Origin of the sequence: Paenibacillus sp. GM2 (genome assembly GCF_900069005.2) — a bacterium.
In the GTDB taxonomy this organism is placed as follows: Bacteria; Bacillota; Bacilli; order Paenibacillales; family Paenibacillaceae; genus Fontibacillus.
This window is the reverse complement of sequence record NZ_LN831278.1, coordinates 157,825-177,330: the sequence shown is the minus strand read 5'-3', so window position 1 is coordinate 177,330 and position 19,506 is coordinate 157,825. Positions and strand designations below refer to the sequence as shown.

The window sequence follows — 19,506 nt, the reverse complement described above, 5'->3', positions numbered from 1 at the left end:
TCCAACCTTCTCGGTGCTGAAAACCAGACTTTTTGAACACTCACTTTTAGCGAAGTGTAATTCATCAATGCCTAACTTACTTATGTATCCGAAGCTCTAGTCTTTGAGGGCAATTTTCGACAAATAATTAGGGAAATCCTTCCTACCTCTGTTTCTGGATTTATCATGCAGATTTCATAGCAGCTGATATGTAAAGGATCGAGATTATTTTGTGATAAAAACAAAAAAATGCCCGAAAGGTGTCAAAGCACCCGGGCATTTTGATAATTAAATCAATCTATTCTACGATTTGTCCCCCTGCTCCACCCCGTCCCCGAAGTGTACCTCAATCAGCATGGCCGCTCCTAGCCTAAAGCCGTATCTAAAAGCCGCCGTCATCTCCATCCCCTGAATTTTATACTGCAAATTCATAAGGGCCTCCAATTCGGTAAAATCCTCAGCGGATAACTTCTTCTTCAATGCTTCCATGGCCTCAGACAGTTCTCTCCTGTTCTGACGATATTCCGGATCTTTAGGGACCACCTGCTCCTCCGGATTCAGATGGCCATAGTATAGGGATTCTAGTAGGGATGGCATGGGGGTGGGCCTCCTTTTTAATGCAGATTCGTTGGACAAATATTATGTAGTTATCGCTTCAATAAACATGTATATGTTACGCATTTACGTACCACTTATAAAATTATTATACGTTACGCTTATGCGTATAGTCAAGCTGGGAATGATTTGAATTGGAGGTGATTAAAATGGGGAAGAAAGTTGTCGTTAAAATCGGGGAACTAACCAAAAAACATAAAATATCCTTGAGGGAATTATCCAGGCTTTCCGATGTTCGACATGCAGCACTAAGTGAGCTCGCTAACGGCAAACGCGAGAGCATCAGCTTCAGTCATATTGAAAGAATAGCGGAGGCGCTAGAGATTAGTGATATTCGGGAGATTATTGAGTTGAGGGAGGAGAACGGGAAGGTAAACAACTAGGTAATCTTACACCTTTTATTAATACTATTTATTCAAAAAAGTTTCCAAAATGATACCACTTTCTATTCATCTTACATCAAAAGAAGCGGTAACTTTAAACAGGATATTCACGGTGAGTAGTAAGTATATTAAACGAAAAAAGTGGCCTCGCTACTAAAGTAGGAAACCACTTAATCTCAAATTATGATAGTCAAAGTCATATCAATTCAACAAGTTAATTGCTTAGGTTTACTAAGACACATTATCTCGTTCTATCTCTTCATGACTAAAAGAGAAGTTACGCAAAGGCTCATATTCTGGAAAAAGCCTTGAAGCTTCTTGAAAATACTTTACTGCTTTACTTTGATTTCCAAGTTTATAATTTATTAAAGTGAGGAGAAAGAATCTGTAATATTCATTCTCAGGAGCATACTCGGTATTTTCTAGTTTTTTTTCTATTAATCTCAGTTTAATCACATCATCACCAATGAATGACCAAGGAATGAATTTCCCTTCACCATGAACAATTATCCTTGATCTTACCGAATCTATTGTTGTTAATAAATCGCTATGCAGCTTTTTTATAAACTTGAAGTTAGACGCTCTCCCAAGATTAACATTATATCTTTTACATAATTCCTCACAGTTCATAGATAAAATTGTAACATAAGCTCTCTTTAGGTTTAGTGATATCAATTTTGCAAATTGATCGACGGAATAATTATTTTGAAGAAATTCATCAAATGATTTTTTTAAAGCCTCATTATAAATTTGTTTTAATATTTTGGAAAACTCTTCATTGAAGGATTTCTCTCGTGTATCTACTACTAAATCAATAATATCGTTGAATCCAAGATATGATATTGTATTATGTTTCCTGCACAATTCTTTACCTAAATCTCCTGTAGAACATGAAAACGCAAATACAAAAGAATTTCTTAAAAATTCCAAAGAATCAATTGTTAGTCGAGTTTCTTGCCCTTTTATTTTATCACCAATAATATAATTACGATCCCCATGAGCCGTAAACACCACTATATCAGTATGATTTTCTCTTATATTCAACTCTTTATATAAATCTTCAGACTTATTTATATATTTATAATTACTGTCGTAAGTTTCAGTTAAGTGCTTTCTAAATCCCCTTAAAAAACTAATTCCATTAGAATTCGGATAGAAGTGTATTATTTTCATTTTCATTCACCTGAAAGTATATTATGTATAATCATAGATTCTGCCAAATTACTCTTATATATTCTCCCCGTTTCTTCATCCCTTTTAATTAAAGTTATTATTTCCTCAATTGTATATTTTTTGCCCTTAACCCTTATTCGCTCATCAACGATAATATCACTGTATTCCGCAAAATACCTTTCTAAACTGACTTGAACAAAATCAATATTTTTAATAGCATCAATTATCGTTTCCACTCTAACTTGTAATTCACTTTGTCCATATGATTGTGCAGCATTAGATCTAGTATCTTTCGACAAAAAGCGGTAAATCCCTTCATTAAAAAGGTTTATCAAGTCATTTCTATCTGGAAAAACTTCAACTAAATCACCCATGGAATAAAATATGATTTTGCAATGTTTATTGATTCTTTCACGTATCTCTTTAACTAGATCACTCCCATATTTTTCATTTCCCGCTTGTCTTAGATCATAATCAATAATCAACACATCAAATGTACATTCTTCACCCTCTAACACTTTAATAGCCTGTTCATATTTTTTTACCGAGTGAAAAACTATATTGTAATCTAACTGCTGTTCTTCTTTAATTTTCCCAAAAATATGTTTGTATTGTTTTATCTCTGAATCTAAATTCTTTGAGTCATCTACAATTAGAATATGTCTTGTTAAGTCCATTTTACTAGTCCCCCAGATTAAAACTAAGTTGAAAAGCAGCACCTATATCAGTTTTCATCAAATTTATTTCTCCATTATTCCCTTTTACTAATTCATCAACAATAGGTAAACCCATTCCAAAGCCACTTTCTGTTGTTGTATAAAAGGGATTAAAGATGTGAGGAATTACCTCTTCATCAATTCCAACTCCATTATCTTTAAAGAAAATGTTTAATTTAGTAACTGACACTTCATAACTTATCTTAATTTCTCTTTCCCTTTCATCAACTTTTCTAAGTGATTTTATTGAATTTGATACCATGTTTTCGATAATGACTTTTAAATCATTCAGATCAATTTTGAACATAACCTGTTTTGAACCATCTATTATAAATTTAATTTTTTCGTTTATTAAAGTTGTTTCGAATCCCCCCATTATCCTGTTCATCTGTTCATATAAGTTTATGTTAATTTTCTCCTTTTTCTTCAATAAATAATTTCTCGCATCTAGTAGATACGCTTTGATTTCTTCTGCTGTTCCGAGTATGAATTTTTCATTATCTTCAATAACTTTTAATATTTCATCAATTCCCTCTAAATCCTCTAAATCAATTTTTTGATTCCAGACTGCGGTTTCAATGTTTTGTAACCTTATCAACACTTGATGGATAATACCTTGTAGCAATGTCTCCTTGCTTGAAAGTCTTTTATATACCTCAACAAGTTGTTTCTGACTCCTAATTATCTTGTCTTGTTCTTGATTATTACTGCGAATTATTTTTGACAGATCTACTACTTGACGAGCTATTTCCGGTGAAAACTTATGTATGTCTCTTGCTACAGTAGTCAATTGTTTAGTTGCTTCTGTGATTTTAACTCTATGTTCTATATGTTGGCCATCGTCCAATTTGTGCTTTTTCAAAAAAAAGTACTCTTCGAGTTTAGCCATAACTTCGTCTTTAACAAAATTCCTCAAATCGTCTAATGACTGATTTTCTTCAAGTCCTTGTCTATTAGTTGCATCGATAAATAAGGGATTATACTCACGATATATTTGAATATATCCAATAATATCTCTAACCCCCAAAAAACGAAAATGTCCCTGAGACTTTCTTACTTCTAGATCAAGCCAATCATTTTGGGCTTCACCATAAGGATATATTTGAAAAAAATCCCTATATATTCTTACATTACCATAATCTTTTACATTTTCCTTAAATCTATGATAGAAGGACTGCTTATCACCCTTATCAAAAGAGTAAATTATCACTTTGACAGGTCCAAAATTATACTTATTGGGATATATATTTTCTTCAATAAGCGCTCCATTTCTATAAACTTCAGAAATGATTTCATTTTCTTTTTCTCTATTTATATTCATTTCGACCCATAATGAGCTAATTTCATTAAGTTTATAAGGTTCTAGAACTTTATTGTTGTAACCAAACTTTTTACAATCGAGAATAATTTTAAACGGATGATTTTCTAAATCAGAGAATGGAGAAAGCATTCCCTTAAGCCGCTTTTCTAATGTTATTACCTCTTTGTCAGTCCATACATCTCTTAACCCCGAAATGTTTAATGTAACACCCTTCTTCTTACGTAGAACTTTATTAATGGAGTAATCAATTTCAATCTCGTCGATGAGCGTATTCTCTTGCTCCTCAAATATCTCCCAATCAAAATCCAAGGATACGCTCTTATTAGATTTCTCCTTTAACGTCAACAAATTCAATTTTTTACCCAATCTGTCAACCGAAAACCTTCCTATACCTTTTTCACCATTTATAGGTCTACCTTTTGGTGTTAAATTTTCCCCTTTTTTATTATCAGTCCCTATTACCATCCATTTTTCTTTTATGTCATTTAGATCCATGCCTGTTCCATCATCACTAATTATTAACAAATCAGCATCAGGATCAATTATTACCTTTACTTCATCTGCATCTGCATCAAAGGAGTTTTTTACCAATTCGAATATGGCAGAGATTTTATTAGTCACTAATCTTCTTCCTACCAAGTCCTTAAGATTGGTTGATGAACTAAAGTGCAAGACTGGCATATGTCTCACCCTTCTCATTTTCTTTTTTAGTTAAAGCATTCATTATCTCTAATGCAATAGCTTTTGCGAATAAAGGTGGAACAGCATTTCCTACTTGAGTATATTGAGGTGTCTCAAATTTTCGCCTATAACCACCAGTAGTTCTATTTCCCAAAAACTGAAATGAATCATCGAATGATTGAAGTCGTGCAAGTTCCCTTACAGTAAGAATTCTGGGGTTATTTGGGTCATAGTGAACAATGTCATCCGGTAAAGTAAGGATAGTTGGAGCTACTTTAGATTTATGTAATTTTGCACATCTATATTTTCTCGTGTAATATTTTTCTTTTTCATCTTCATCTAAACGTGACAATAGTTGAGCAATGCTTTCGCTCTGTCGCAACATCTTAAAGCGTTCCACCACATTCTCTCCATGCTTCGAGGCATCATGGTTAGATAAACGAAGCGATTCTATTGGAAACCCATTTATATTTGGAGTGAGGCCTCCCCTGAGATTACTTTGATATTCAGATAGTTTATATCTTTTGTTATACTGTGTTGAAGACTGACCATTCTTTAAAAACCTCAAATCAGAAATAGCTTCTTCTACCGTAATAATATAATTATGCTCCTGAGGAAAATTAGGTGGTGGTACAAGGTCGATAACCTTTTGATTAATCTTCGTTACCTGATGCCCTAAGAATATAACTCGCGGTCGATTTTGAGGCACTCCATAATTTTTTGCATTCAATAATTTATATCTAACACAATATCCAAATTTCTCTGCTTCGCGAACTATTATTTCTGGTACTGTAATATTTTCATAAACTGTCCCACTAACTGCTTTTACCCTATCAACTGTAAAAGATAGTATCCCTTCTACATTCTCCATTACAAAATATTTAGGCTTTACCATTTTCACTATTTTCAGATAATCTAAGAATAAGTAATTACGAGGATCTTTTTTATCCCTCTTCCCTGTCAAACTAAATCCTTGACAAGGTGGACCACCAACGACAACTGATATAGGGTTACCATTTAAAAAGTCTCGAAGGAAATCAGATTTAGTTAATTCTTTTATATCCCCTTGATGAAATATCGAATTAGTATATCCAAGTTGTTTATGTCGAAATTGATATGTTTCAGATGCCTCTTTACTATAATCGCAGGCATTGGGAACCTTAAACCCTGCTTGCAAAAATCCTTCTGCCATTCCCCCAGCACCAGAGAATAAATCAAGTATATTATGATTAGCCATAAATAGATCACCTAGCTCTTTTTGTTCCAGGATACCATATATATAGATTTCATTCTAGAGGTGTTCGTTATTCTAATTATTGTACAACATCTATATACAAATATGTGGAATAAATTAAACTCTTGATTTAGTTACCTATGATACTAAGCCTAATTATTCCTTAAATACAAAATTCAATTTCAAATGACTTAAGAAAAATCAATTCTCCTCAGATTATTTTTTCATAATTATTCTTTAACTTATATTGGCGCTAGAATTAAATAGCCTTTACAAAATACTTCAAGACTGTGCTTAAGATGAATTTGTTTTCTCTATTCGTGGCAACCTTTTCATACTTTATTCCACTTTATTCGTCCTTCCATAAAACTTCAAAACTCGGTATAACATTATTGCTGATTTGCGACATGCTAGGAAGCAACCATTACTTTTGTTAGAGATGTTAATTGGTAAGTTAAGATAACATTCAAGTTCATCGTTCGATAATGATTTTCTACAAACTTATCTTTTGCATTGTTGATATCGCTATGGTGGATCAGCATAGATAACGTTGTATTTCATTTTCTATCACTCCAGAGTTTTTAACGCCATCCGTCAGTAAAATACCGTTTAAATGACGCTAGAAAAGACTATAACTATTTATTCGTTTCTACATGACATGAATGTTCTTATTATAAATAATTAAAAATTAGGGTTCCAAAAATACTCAATATTACCCTCTTTTGAATGGGATAAATGGCGAAAGAATTGGTTTTTTATGGGGAATTGTTTAGATAGATCATATTGTATTACTGCAATAAAGTTTCTATTACTAGGGTATAAGGCTCTTTCCTTACCATGCCTAACTTCGTTGCGATATAGTTGTAGATAAATTATATCCGCAGGCATTGAACCATGTTTTACTTTATTATTTGAAAAACCATAATTTTTGATTTTGAGTAAATCTTGAATGATTGAATTTATGATCCTTTTTACATGACTTCTTCTATTGACTCTAGATAAAAAAACTTGACCTTTTAACCTTTTAGCATCTTCTATGCTAATATCCTTAATATCAGAAATAGTATATTCTTCTTTAATGATAGGGGGGTATACTCTAAATGTATCTTCAATTAGATTTCTATTCTCATCATTAACTGGCCATAACATCAAATTTTGTTCTTTTGTGGTTATTTGGATCAACTCTTCATTTGAAATTTCCCCCAAACTTAATTTGACTATATCTTCTACTCTATACCGAATAAAAGATTTAATTGTTTTCGGGGAAGTAAATGAAATGTTTATGTTATCTTTAGAATTTAATTGTTCAAAATCAACTATCATTTTTGCTATTTCTTGTGAAAAGAAAATTCGGCTACTTTCATCTAAATCAATACTACTATTACAACCCACATTTAATTGTTTGCTTTCATTTCCTATACTAATAGTAAAATAATCAATACATTTATTATTAAAAGTTGAAAGTATGTGTTTTTTAAAATGAAGTTGAATTTCTTCAGGTAATGAATCAATGTTCAAGTTTTTACGATTAACCAATAAAAAATGATATATTGAAAAGAAAACTCCTGAAATACAATCCAATAAACTATAGAGAGAATCTTCCATAGTATAGATTTCAATTTCCAATTGATGAACCTCTTGGCCTTTTCTGTATTTGAAGGTTATTCCATTGTTATCAATTATATAGTTCCCATGAGATAATGAGTTCCTTATATTATTGTCAGTATGACTCAAAATTAAATCATATTCTCTTTTGGAAAGACATTCTACGATTGGAGTGAGTGTCTTTTGCATTAAATTTTTATTTTCTTTGATTCCCTCTATGATTAAATAATTTTTTAACAAGTGTGTATAAACATCATTTAACAACTGATTATACAATGGTAGGATAAATATTTTTGTTTTTAGTTGTGAATCCCCATTAAATGCCTCCATTAGTTCCAAACTTAACAAGATATGATTAAAATTCCTTTCTGATATTACTAGATTCTCTAGAAATAAATGCATTTTGGTAGTATCAGCTATTAAATCAACTGAACAAAGTTTGTTATAAGAAAAATTTTCGACGTTTCTGTTAAAATATTTTTTGAAGTTCCGAAAATAATATTCTTCAAATATTTGTATAGAAAATTCATGATTATCGTGACCATTATAATCTTTCAAGTCTTTAATGTTATTTAATACGTCATCATAGTGATTTTCTTGTGTTGTTTCCCACCATTTAATAAACGACAACATTTTGTCCCCCTCTATTTCTCCACTATGTTTTAAAGTTTTATCTTATCAAAAATAATAAATGAAGAACAAAAACCCGGATGATCCCCCCAAGGAGGTGTTTTTGCCGACTGTGTACTTTTCTCCATGGTGTCTTCGGCGATTATGATTCTTGTCTTTCCGATGGTTAAGACGGAGTGGGAAATATAATTCTTGTTTTCCCCCGTAAGCTGGAACGAGTAGTCGCCTTTAGCCATGTCTTTGTAAGTAATGTATTGTTATGAATGTTTTATATGATAGAAGATCGTATAACCCTCCACCTTTACAATTTTTCATTTATCTACTCTCTTTGAAATTTCAGAATCTAACAGTTCCCTGAGCCTTCTCTCCTCATCACTTTCATTGGTTCGAAATCGGTGCAAATCTAGCCCAAACTTCTTGAAGATTCTTTCTTTCCTTTTATCACGCTCTAGTTGTTCCGGTTTGTTCTCATGAAAGGCAAAGCCGTCTACCTCAATTGCAAAGACAGGCGATCTATCTAATTTGTAGTAAATTACAAAGTCAACTGAAGATCTATGCCTAATAAACTTACGCTCATCTTCTTCTAATCTATCCAGATTGGGAAATAAGTTCATCAGAAATACCTGGTTGCTTAATTCAAAGTTTCTGAATTTAGGGTCCTGTAAAATCCCATCCAGCAAAGCATGCATAATGTTCTCACTTCTATGTCTTTCCCTATTAAAAAGCTTCACCTTGTCTCTAAATGATCTGAGTTTATCCGAGTATTCTTTGTATAACAAGTCAAAGACTGAGATAACCTCACTTTCCACCACATTATCATCCAAGGTGCTGTATTCCATGTATCGCATAAGGTCCCCGACTTCGTTACCATATTTACGAAACGCAGACTGATCGGTAACTAGAATAAATTTATTTTGAGCCCTTGAGACAGCAACGTTAATCTTGCAAGGATCGTTAACAAACTTCATTCCCTTTTTTCCTGACTTTGTCTTGTCCAGAACCGAAGTCATAATCATAATAGGCTTCTCACGCCCTTGATACTTGTGGATGGTATCACTCTCGATTTCTGAACTGAACTGTTTAGATGCTTTTTCCACTTGCTTTCGATAAGGGGTTACAATACCTACATCTTCATGGCTCGCCGACACTTCAGCAAGACCTAGAAGGACCTCTCTTTCAATGACTTCTAGTTCTCTCTGGTTGAACTTTCCCTTCTGATAATGAGTTAATTCCCGCATATGGTTGCCTGGAGCTGTTCTGTAAATTGCTAAAGGGAAATCTGAGTCGGACTCAGTTGTAAATGTAATCAATTCTCCATCATAGTACTTTCTATTACAAAACTCGATAATTTTGGGATGGCAACGGTAATGCTCTCTTAACATCACTTGCGGTATAGAATCTCCATACAAAGACATCATGGAGGACAGCAAATTATGGTTAAAGTAATTATAAGGACTGTCTGAATTCACAGATAAATCGTCCTTTATGATCTTCTTAATGTCTTGATCTACAATCTGCGGCAGTTGTTTAGTATCACCTACGACTATAGCTTGCTTACAACAAGATAAAGCCAAAACCCCAGATAATAAATCAACTTGAGAAGACTCATCAATAATACAGTAATCAAACAGGAAGTTTGTTGGTGCGCAATTTCTCAAAGAATGAGTAGTGCTAAGTATGAAAGGGTAATCCTCAATAAACGATTTAAAATTATTATTTCTTCTGTATGTATTAGCTCTGTATTCAACAAAAGTACGATTTTGATACATATCGTATAACTTGTTACGAAATAACTTCTCAGAGTATTTTTGATGTTGTTCTATTAATTCTTGGTAGGACTGTGAGCTTAATTCCTCTTCAAGGACTGTAATTTTCTCAGATAGTTCTTCGATTTTCAATTCATAAAACTTTCGTTGAAAATTTAAAATCACATCAAGTTCTTGATCCCTTATTGCCTTCAGATTGATAAATCCATGTTTGAAAAAAAGCTTGAACATAAACAAAAGTTTGTTTCCTTTTTTCATTTCTACAGATAGAAAACTGTCTTTCATAAACTCCAGAACTTTGTCAGGTGTCTGCCGATAAAGTGAGAGCTTCTCAAAATGTTGTGTTCCTTGCTTATTAAAGAAATGTTCAAAGTGCTCTTGTTCTAAAAGATAGGCCGAGAGCTCTTGTTTTAGTTGTGCTGTTTCTCTGTGAATTTCCATCAACTGTGTAATTTGACTGTCTAGATCTCTTACTTTAATTTGCAACTCGCTTTCAGTTTCGTCACTTTTCCAACCCACAACATTCCGGTTTGGTAATTTAGAGAAGAAGCGCTCTTTATTTTCTCGTCTTCCTAAACCAGCAACAAAAAAGTGGTATCCTTCACGTTCTAACTTCTCCCCTACATTTTGTACAGCGGAGTTGTTCCCAGATACAACAGCTACCTTCTTTTGCTGAAGCATCAGATTAGCCAAAATATTTAAAATCGTTTGGGTTTTACCAGTCCCAGGTGGTCCTTGAATTATACTAATTTTACTCCGTAACGCTTGTTCAAGAGCCTTCTTCTGACTTAAGTTATAGCTAAAGGGAAAGATAGGTTCGGATGAAAATCGATCCTCGTCGTCTTTTATCGATTTTGCATTTATGTAATGGTTCAAGACACTGTCTGGGTGGACATAATTTAACTTAGCAAATTCTTTTGTAATAAATCCTTCTTGATCCTCAGTTTCTTCTCCACTTTTCACATGCTTAGAAATGGCCTTCCAATAATTTAAAATCTTTTCTGCATTAGAGCCTTGAATGCCGTTCCTTTTTATCTGAATATTCTCTCGATCATATAATCTATTACTACCATTTTTGAAATAAACCTTAATCTTTGGTCCAAAGTCCAATACTCGCTGCACATTATTGAAAGGAAAGCCATCCTTGAAAATAACTATGTCTTCAGTTATTTCTAACACTCTAGGCTCTTTTAGGATCAACACATCCGATAAATTGTAAAAGTAAACCTGCGTTGAACTTTTGAATTGAATTTGCACCCTTGAATCAGTTTTATCATATGAGGAAATTTCACTTGTCCTGTCATCACCCTTCAAGATGATGAGATATTTTTCTTCATCCATGGTAAACCTCGCTGTATATTATTTGAAAATATCCATAATGTAGAAGATTTGATATTAGGGAGGGTATTTCCTTGATAATCGGTAATATTTATTGAATATATTCTACAACCAGGAGTTTAAGATAAATATAAAAAACTAAATTACAGAGTTATTCCCTACACATACATAACAATGAAATGGTAACCATTGCTATTGTAGGTGTTGCCAATTGATGTTTTTTCCTTAAATACAAAAAGCACCGAAAGGTGCATTTTTGTATAAAAAATTCCTTATAAGACCTCTACATTGATACCGCATATTATATAGAAAGCATCACCGTTTTTTTAGATTGTTTTCCCTTTGTTTTTTTATTTCAGTGACATACTCTTTCTTCACATTATACGCATCTCCAACACAAGCATTTAAACTAAAAAGCCATTTGTATCTCAAAAAAACAAACATAAAGATTAATATGAATGGAACTATTATAGTAACTAACATATTTCCTTGATGTTTCTGTAATCTTAACAATCCACTTTGATACTCCTTAATATCTTTATCTATTGTTTCTTTTAAACGAATCAGTACATTTTCTTTCTCTGTACTATTTTGAGTAATAGCAAGTTCTTCCTTTGCAATCATTATCCTTAGTTCGTGTTGCCAATCTATTGGTTTTACTGATTGTTGCAAATAAAATGTTAATGGTGCAAGTATAGTAGACAATACAAAAGTACAAATTGCTATCATTAAGTTTATTTGCTTTCCAAACTCGACTTGCGTTTCAATTCCAGATTTTAATGCTATAAGTTCTGATAAACTATTTTCCTGAACGAGTGCTTTTCTAACCCGGATTGCGTTATTAAGTGAAATGCTACCGAATATCCATAAAAGTCCTGTTGCATGATAGTGTGAGTACAAGACTCTACTAGCTGATTCGTGCTTAAATTTGTTTTCTATTAAATCTTCCTTCATGCGGTCCTCCAATAGTAAAATTATTACTTCTTAAGCTTTTTAATAAACTCTATTTCACATACCTATCAGGAAAAAATACTCACGTATAACTTTTACTTCAATGGGAAACGGTTATATATTTTTATCCCTCAACGGGATGTTTCACCATCGATGATTTCTAAAGCAAGCGTCCTTGTTCCATTGAGAAAAAACACTGATATTTCGATAGAATTTATATAACGAAATATATGAAAGTCATGACCATTTTCATTGAAAGTAATATACGGAAACCCCTAAGAATCCATAATCCTGTGTATTAGAAAAATTATATTTTTTTATTGATCGCGTTAACCAGGGGTTTAAGTTATACGTACCTAATGTTTCGGCATACCATTTAATCATAATTCGAGCTCTGAATAATTTAGACCAAAACACTTTCGAGACAATTCTATATTTTCCTCAAAATGATGCGAATGCTCCGTTTCGATTCCATTTTCAATACCAAAATAAGAACTATTGACTGTCGGTAGTGTCATTATGTAATCATTAAGCTGTTTAAAAACTTTCTTCACTGTAAAATTTATGTTCGACAAATCTAGTTAATAAAATGCAACCATTCTTTATGCGAAAACCTAATGAAAATTGACTATTATTTGTTGTATGTTTGCCTTGTAAATAATATGGCCATCATTTTTAAAAAAACTTGATCTCTGTCCCTGCTATATATACCAGAATAGCAGAATAATTCTCCTTGTTTAGAAAAGTATATTGCTTACATCCCCACCTTGATCGGCAAGAATATTATCCAATAGCAATGATTGATTACGGCTAGATTTCATCAAGTTAACTTTCTAGATGATTAAGTTAAAGTAAGTTTTTATCTGCCAAGCTCAAACCTTTAATGCATCTTTCTTCTCTTTTTCTGCTTCTTCACGCATTTTCTGATCGATCAAGCCAATAAATAATTTATCGTAATCTTCAGAAGTTGTGACTTTTTTGAACCCTTCAGTTAAAGTCACCTCCTTATTACGATCTATTATCTGTTCAAATATATTTTCAATCAAAGCTCTAGCTTCACTATATTTGAACGTTTTAGAATCGTCTTGTTCTTGTCCACGTAAAATTTGATAGATTACTTTTGTTTTTTGATCATTTGAGACATCTCCGATGCCGATAGCATTTTCAAAGTGAGTTATTGAACAGAATACTCTAATGTTATTGCTCTGTTTAGAACTATATATTTTTTTGCAATTTGTCAACTGAGCTTTAAGAGTAGAGGAAGAATGTTTATCATGATTATCTACATCATGCAGTACATCATAAGAAGAATTGAATTGATTGAGAACCTTCATTAAAGTTACAATGGTGGCCTTACCTCTGGCACGAATTATATGAATGTTAAGGCCCTTCTCTTTAGCAAGATGCTTAAAGGCGATATACTCAGTATCCCCCTCCACAATTACCACTTTATCAGCAAAGAAGAATTCATTTACATAGGAGTCCACGTAATTTAAAATTTTCATATTTGCTATGTCATCATCATCGAATTGCTCACTTACAGACTTGTACAACTGAATAGCCTCTTTTTCGCCTACTCTGAAAACCTGAATGGAGGTGTGTCTTTCAGATAAATCTATAAGTATTGGTGAATGAGTTGATATCATTAATGGCATTTTTTCGCCTATCTGATAAAGGGACGACTTAATGCTCGAACTGCCTCGGGATGTAAAAATGCTTCTGGCTCATCTATTAGTAGTAATTTATTGTCATTTTCACCCAAAAGTCTCTTCTCTATCATATTCTGAATGAGATATATAAGACTCATTCTTTGGAGACCAGTACCTTGGTTAGCTAAAGGCATTTTTTCTTGTTTGTTACTATCAATATGTACACTTGAATTTGTGGACTTTAATAAGTCTGCTGATGAAAATCCCTCACTTTCACCACCTATTACATTTAGTGATAGGTGATTATTAGAAAACAGTATTCTTAAATTATCAGAAACATCCTTACTTACCTGTGATAGTATGCTGTCTGTACTTTGTTTGACTTTTCTTAAAAATGCGGGATACGCCTCTTTTAATCTAGAATATTCTTTAGCCAGTTCAAAGGTATCTTTATCTTCTTCTGAATCCCCATCGAAGCCCTCAAGTTTTAGCAGATCATTTTTTATTATTTCAGAGTATATATCTTGAATTAAATCGTTTATGTCATCAGGTAACATGGAGGGAGTTATGTAAAAAGGCTTATTGTTTAAGATTTCCTCCAACTTATCATATAATTCGTGTGTTTTTTTGATATCTTTCCCTTGCTCATCACAAAAAATCGGGGCACTTTCTTCCTTGTACTTCTTTTTAATAGTTATTTTATCTTCATCATCAGATTCAAATACTGCCTCGAATAATATTTCTGTTCTACGCTGGGAAAAGCAGTCATTTGGTATAGTTTTGGCTTTAGTTTCCTTTTGAAAAAAACAATTAATAGCTTCTAATATAGTTGATTTGCCTGTGTTATTTCTTCCGGTTAGAATAACGATAGAATCTTTTGAAAAATCAATCGTAAACTTCTCTTTAAAAACCTTATAATTTGTCACACTAAATTTAATTAATCTCATAAGTTTTTCTCCTTCATATCTATGAAATTAGCATTGTTTTTTATGTGATACTAAATTTTATAATAAAACCCTTTTCTCCCTACAGATGCACCAACCCCTGACTTAGAAAGTTGAGTCTCAATCCTCTATACTAATTTAAAAAAAGCCCCCTATCCTATTTACTTCCACACCATCCGACATATTCCTTTAGAAAACCAGTTTCTTGTCACTTCATCAAAGACAAATAGGGCTTGGTTACCCTAAGCCCTTAAATTACCAGTATTCTTATTCTAATTTCCCTTTTAATATTTATACTTAAATCCTCACCCCAACCTCTCATCCACCATCAACTGCAATTGCACCCCAAACGGATCCTCGATAATCCCGTACGCCTTGCTAAACACATTGCTAGCTAATGGAACAATGACCCTCACCCGATCATCCGATGTTAAGCTTTCATAAAAGTTCGTGATCTCCTCCAAATCCGCGCTTTGAATGCACAGGGAGGTGTTGTTGCCGACGGTGTATTTTGCACGGGGGTCCATGGTATCTTCGGCGATCATGATTTTGGTTTTTCCGATTCTTAAGACGGAGTGGGTAATGTGATGCTTATTCTCCTCCGTAAGCGGGAACGAAGGGTCTCGTTGAACCATGTCCTCGTAGGTGACGAACAGTAGTTGCTCGGCGTTGAGGTGTTTTTTGTAAAAGTCGATTGCCTCTTGGGCTCTGCCATTCATGGATAAGAATATCGCTACTTCTAGTGTTGCGCTCATGGGATCGATCTCCTTTAAGTTTGATTTTTGATCTTGAATTCATAATAATACATATAGGTAGCAAAACATGACACCTTTAAGCAAGGAGATTATGGATGAAGAAATCGGAAAGATTGAACGACATGATCCGGTATTTAAACGGGCGGGAGTTCTTTAATTTACATGATCTGATGGATAAATATCATATCTCCAAAAGCACAGCGCTGCGGGATATCAGCTCATTAGAGCAATTGGGCATGCCGATTTATTCGGAGTATGGAAGACATGGGCGGTATGGGATTCTGCAGAATCGGTTGCTGTCCCCTATTATTTTCACAATGGATGAAGTGTATGCTCTGTATTTTGCCATGCTTACGCTGGAGGCTTATCAATCAACGCCCTTCCATCTCAGTGTGAATCAACTAAATGAGAAGTTTGAGCACTGTCTATCTGATGGGCAGATCGAGCAGATTCGCAAGATGAAGCAGGTGCTGCAATTTGAGATGTATCAGCATCATCATGAGAGTCGTTATTTGGATCAGATTCTAATGAGCATTCTTAATGAGAGCTCCTGCAGGATTCACTATTTGAAAAATAGTCAGGAAACAAGCTACGAGGTGCAATTCTTCAAAATCTCGGCCAGGTTCGGTCAATGGTATGCCACTGGAATCGAGCTAAGCACGAATAAGTACCGGGTATTTAGATGTGACCGAATCACTTCAATTGAGGAAGCGGACACGCAATCCCGCTTTTCTATAGATGAGCTTGTGAGTCGTTCCATGGAGATGTATCAATCTATGAATAGTATTCACTTCGAGGTGGAGATCTCCGAGCAAGCCGAGGATCTGTTCTATAAGGAGCATTATCCATCCATGCAGCTAGAAACGGGTGATAAGACCGTCATTAAAGGGTTCTACAATCCGGAAGAAGAGGAATTTATAGCGGATTATTTCATAAGGTATGGCGAGGATGTCGTATCCGTGGAACCAGCATCCCTGCGGCAACTGATCCGGGGTCGAGTGGAGAAGCTGCTAAGACATTATCAAGAGTTATAAATCAACCTCGTATTATTAAGTAGTAGTTATTAAGGTCCCTCTCCAAGGACGATATGCTAACGCTGTAAGGGAGAATAGCCATGATTTATGTGGGAATTGACGTAGCCAAGGACAAGCATGATTGCTGCATCATGAATGCAAAAAGTGAATTTCTGGATGAGATATTCACGATCTCAAACACCCTGGAAGAGTTCAACAATCTGTTCCTGAAGATTTCCACCACATCTCAAGAGCTGAGTAACATCAAAGTAGGGCTTGAAGCTACTGGACATTACAGCTACAATCTGCTCGGATTTCTGCTCGACAAAGGTCTTACTCCCATTGTCATCAACCCTCTTGTGTAATTTAAGAAAGGAAGAGCTTTTTGTTTAAGCTATCTTCCTTTCTTAAGTGATAATAAACAAACAAGGATATTGTCAGCTTTTTGGGAATGCAAGGGTCTCTTTCGTCCTACTTATGATACAGTTCCCCGTATCTAGAAAGCTAAACAGCGAAGGATCGGCTTTACGACTTCTTCAACTATTTTTAGATTAATATGTCGACATATGATTTTGCAGACTTCTGTAGCGTTACAACTTATTTATAACTTATTTATAACTTATTTACTACTTATTTTCTAAACTTAAGTTAGAACCCACTTTGGTTTTTTAGATGATCCTGAATTTATAATCGTGCCATCTTTTTTTGACATTTCAAACAATAAGTTGTTAATCTTTTTCCTCTTCTGAGCATGATCCAAAGTATCTGATAGCTTGCTCATTAATAGGTTATCTATATCTTGTCTGTTCGCGGATTGATACTGTTCAAGAAATTTAATGATTAAACTCTTATAAAAATCTTTATCTAACGCTCTATTTTTAATGTATGTTGTCTTATCTCCGGTAATTTCAGCGATTTTTGCAGCAACATAGAGGTTAGGTGACTTTCCCTCAACAAGCCTTTGTGCTCTTAGCTTTCTTACTTCCTCTGGTTTGATTTTTTCTCGCTTCTGCACCTTATCAAGCAAAATCACCGTTGATAAATCTAACTCAGTATGATTGATCAACATTCGAGTATAATTTTCATCAAGTATTTTCCCAATTACCCTCACCCGGACCTTCTTAGGATCAGATAGATCATAATCGGGCAAAGGAAAGTACCGTTTCTTTTGTGTGAAAAACATTCTTTTGATCCCCGAACCAATTGTATCTATCATATTTAGGTTCACCATCGCTTCTGCTAAGAAACGATTACGGTAATACTCTGGAGGTGAGTCTCTCTCAATAACAGCTTCAATACTTTTAGGAATGAAATCACCTAAATTGGTAAAGATAAGCTCATCTGCTTTTTCAATAATGTTGATTCTTCCATGCATTTCATAATCCTGATGTGCAATACAATTATGCAGAGCTTCCCTAATTACATAAGCATCATACTGGTTAACCTCTATTGGAAATAAACTGTTATCCGGCATATATCTGTATTTTAGATTTCGTATTTTAGAGAATAGTAATTCACTGTTTATGATAAATGGTGGGCTGAAGTGTTCATAATCCTGCTCAATGTTATCTTTGTCTTTTAAGATCCAGCTCATTTTGGCTACAGCCGGATGTACAAAGTGTTCTGATTCAGGCTTCCCTAACAATATTATCGCTGTATTTGTAACTTTCCCTTGAATGGTAACCTTTGCTTTATTTAAAAAAGTTGTATCATCCCAATCATCAACTTCATCAGTTAACCGAGGGTACTTCTTCTTATACTCTACACGAGCCCGTTGAACTGCATTAGGTTCCAGATCATGGATAGTAGCAGATTCACAAATTTGAGCCGACCAGTCTTCTCGTACTCCTTGACTTCGTATTTGTTCTATCTCTTGAAGATTCAGGGCAACAATCGAGCTTCCGTTCCGACCGTAAAAATGTCCTTCCCATGCCGTTGGAATACCAGGTGGTGCAGCCGGAATTTGAAACAAAAGCACTCTGCCTTCAGGTAGTATGAGTTCGTGGATATCCATAAATGTTAACCCACCTGAAGTTTTAATCGCGACCTCATGTTTCAAATTATCCAGGTCTGCTCGCTTAGACCTATATTGAGTACCAACAATTTTCCGATCATCAGTAACGCCAAATACGAGCCATCCATATTGTCTCCCCTTTAGATTCGATTCATTGCTTATTGCAGAAAAATACTTCCCAACCTTACGGAAATCATAATCAGATTTTGCTTCTTTATACTCAAGCCATTCCGTTTCTGCTGGCATTCTCAGTAGCTCATCAAGAAGCTGTAGCATTTGATATTGATCCACGAAAGTCACCTCCTTTTTAGTTACATTGTCTCTTTTTACTCACAAAACTAAACCTGATTATCCCCTGCTTGTTGCCCCTTGACAATCTCTAATACTTTCTCGCAATTGTTGTCCACGTTGTACTTAAACATGTAATACCACCAAAGAAATAATAAACGTGGAGAAAATCAAAGAATTGTTTGCTGTACCATATATCCTCCCAAAGTATCAAATTCAATATTAGATATTTACTATATTCTATTCTATTCTTTAGTATCCTCCCTTTTCTGACAATAGCAATAAAGCAAAAGGTAGCCTTCATCCGGACTCTCTTGTGAGTCTTCTTCACCCTATCGATGATGGTGCCGGCTACAGTTCACATGGTGTGGACTATCCATTCGCATTTCGTCAATAATGAACGATTCTGCATAAGCTAAATCCCCCTATTCTGCAAAGTCAGAAAATGCTC

General features: G+C 34.2%; 15 protein-coding genes. 3 read left to right on the top strand and 12 right to left on the bottom strand.

Translation table 11 applies throughout. The features are described 5' to 3' along the window. Positions 1-282: 282 nt before the first annotated feature. Positions 283-576 carry a DUF6809 family protein gene (locus BN1360_RS07620; RefSeq protein WP_068779285.1) on the bottom strand — a complete coding sequence of 98 codons (294 nt, stop codon included), beginning with the start codon at positions 574-576 and terminating at the stop codon, positions 283-285. 167 nt (positions 577-743) lie between these two features. Here BN1360_RS07620 and BN1360_RS07615 point away from each other — a divergent pair, with 167 nt between their 5' ends. Next, positions 744-977: a helix-turn-helix domain-containing protein gene (locus tag BN1360_RS07615; protein ID WP_068779284.1), complete on the top strand. Its 234-nt coding sequence runs from the start codon at positions 744-746 to the stop codon at positions 975-977. A gap of 231 nt (positions 978-1,208) precedes the next feature. Here the strand turns inward: BN1360_RS07615 and BN1360_RS07610 are convergent, their stop codons facing one another. From BN1360_RS07610 to BN1360_RS07570, 10 genes are all read right to left on the bottom strand, one after another. After that, a complete protein-coding gene (locus BN1360_RS07610; RefSeq protein WP_068779283.1) occupies positions 1,209-2,150 on the bottom strand; it encodes a hypothetical protein in 942 nt (313 codons plus the stop codon). A 2-nt stretch (positions 2,151-2,152) separates the two neighbouring features. After that, positions 2,153-2,827, bottom strand: a complete 675-nt coding sequence (locus BN1360_RS07605; RefSeq protein WP_068779282.1) for a DNA-binding transcriptional response regulator — start codon at positions 2,825-2,827, stop codon at positions 2,153-2,155. A gap of 4 nt (positions 2,828-2,831) precedes the next feature. After that, positions 2,832-4,808: a sensor histidine kinase gene (locus tag BN1360_RS07600; protein ID WP_195714241.1), complete on the bottom strand. Its 1,977-nt coding sequence runs from the start codon at positions 4,806-4,808 to the stop codon at positions 2,832-2,834. A 40-nt stretch (positions 4,809-4,848) separates the two neighbouring features. After that, entirely contained in the window at positions 4,849-6,105 is a 1,257-nt protein-coding gene (locus BN1360_RS07595) for a DNA cytosine methyltransferase (RefSeq protein WP_068779280.1), read from the bottom strand. A 678-nt stretch (positions 6,106-6,783) separates the two neighbouring features. After that, positions 6,784-8,337 carry a hypothetical protein gene (locus BN1360_RS07590; RefSeq protein ID WP_229520893.1) on the bottom strand — a complete coding sequence of 518 codons (1,554 nt, stop codon included), beginning with the start codon at positions 8,335-8,337 and terminating at the stop codon, positions 6,784-6,786. Positions 8,338-8,648: 311 nt separating this feature from the next. Further along, positions 8,649-11,444: an AAA domain-containing protein gene (locus tag BN1360_RS07585; RefSeq protein WP_068779278.1), complete on the bottom strand. Its 2,796-nt coding sequence runs from the start codon at positions 11,442-11,444 to the stop codon at positions 8,649-8,651. A 312-nt stretch (positions 11,445-11,756) separates the two neighbouring features. Beyond that, positions 11,757-12,395: a hypothetical protein gene (locus BN1360_RS07580; RefSeq protein ID WP_068779277.1), complete on the bottom strand. Its 639-nt coding sequence runs from the start codon at positions 12,393-12,395 to the stop codon at positions 11,757-11,759. An 869-nt stretch (positions 12,396-13,264) separates the two neighbouring features. Continuing rightward, entirely contained in the window at positions 13,265-14,047 is a 783-nt protein-coding gene (locus tag BN1360_RS25895; RefSeq protein WP_229520891.1) for an ATP-dependent nuclease, read from the bottom strand. 8 nt (positions 14,048-14,055) lie between these two features. Continuing rightward, a complete protein-coding gene (locus BN1360_RS25890; RefSeq protein WP_229520889.1) occupies positions 14,056-14,988 on the bottom strand; it encodes an ATP-dependent nuclease in 933 nt (310 codons plus the stop codon). Positions 14,989-15,290: 302 nt separating this feature from the next. Next, positions 15,291-15,740: a VOC family protein gene (locus BN1360_RS07570; protein ID WP_068779276.1), complete on the bottom strand. Its 450-nt coding sequence runs from the start codon at positions 15,738-15,740 to the stop codon at positions 15,291-15,293. 95 nt (positions 15,741-15,835) lie between these two features. Between BN1360_RS07570 and BN1360_RS07565 the strand changes: the two genes are divergently transcribed. Together BN1360_RS07565 and BN1360_RS07560 are read left to right on the top strand one after the other, a co-directional pair. Beyond that, complete coding sequence (locus BN1360_RS07565; RefSeq protein WP_068779275.1) at positions 15,836-16,774, top strand: helix-turn-helix transcriptional regulator; 939 nt, start codon at positions 15,836-15,838, stop codon at positions 16,772-16,774. Positions 16,775-16,854: 80 nt separating this feature from the next. Further along, positions 16,855-17,118, top strand: a complete 264-nt coding sequence (locus BN1360_RS07560) for an IS110 family transposase (RefSeq protein WP_068779274.1) — start codon at positions 16,855-16,857, stop codon at positions 17,116-17,118. A 278-nt stretch (positions 17,119-17,396) separates the two neighbouring features. On the opposite strand, the gene BN1360_RS07555 is transcribed toward BN1360_RS07560, so the two are convergent. Beyond that, positions 17,397-19,058 (bottom strand): RNA-binding domain-containing protein, encoded by a 1,662-nt coding sequence (locus BN1360_RS07555; RefSeq protein ID WP_229520887.1) that lies wholly within the window; start codon positions 19,056-19,058, stop codon positions 17,397-17,399. Positions 19,059-19,506: the final 448 nt, after the last annotated feature.

Coding starts and splice junctions, on each gene's coding strand:
- BN1360_RS07580 (WP_068779277.1), bottom strand. CDS start 12,395: ATGAAGGAAGATTTAATAGAAAACAAATTTAAGCACGAATCAGCTAGT.
- BN1360_RS07620 (WP_068779285.1), bottom strand. CDS start 576: ATGCCATCCCTACTAGAATCCCTATACTATGGCCATCTGAATCCGGAG.
- BN1360_RS25895 (WP_229520891.1), bottom strand. CDS start 14,047: ATGCCATTAATGATATCAACTCATTCACCAATACTTATAGATTTATCT.
- BN1360_RS07605 (WP_068779282.1), bottom strand. CDS start 2,827: ATGGACTTAACAAGACATATTCTAATTGTAGATGACTCAAAGAATTTA.
- BN1360_RS07615 (WP_068779284.1), top strand. CDS start 744: ATGGGGAAGAAAGTTGTCGTTAAAATCGGGGAACTAACCAAAAAACAT.
- BN1360_RS07595 (WP_068779280.1), bottom strand. CDS start 6,105: ATGGCTAATCATAATATACTTGATTTATTCTCTGGTGCTGGGGGAATG.
- BN1360_RS07565 (WP_068779275.1), top strand. CDS start 15,836: ATGAAGAAATCGGAAAGATTGAACGACATGATCCGGTATTTAAACGGG.
- BN1360_RS25890 (WP_229520889.1), bottom strand. CDS start 14,988: ATGAGATTAATTAAATTTAGTGTGACAAATTATAAGGTTTTTAAAGAG.
- BN1360_RS07570 (WP_068779276.1), bottom strand. CDS start 15,740: ATGAGCGCAACACTAGAAGTAGCGATATTCTTATCCATGAATGGCAGA.
- BN1360_RS07610 (WP_068779283.1), bottom strand. CDS start 2,150: ATGAAAATAATACACTTCTATCCGAATTCTAATGGAATTAGTTTTTTA.
- BN1360_RS07560 (WP_068779274.1), top strand. CDS start 16,855: ATGATTTATGTGGGAATTGACGTAGCCAAGGACAAGCATGATTGCTGC.
- BN1360_RS07585 (WP_068779278.1), bottom strand. CDS start 11,444: ATGGATGAAGAAAAATATCTCATCATCTTGAAGGGTGATGACAGGACA.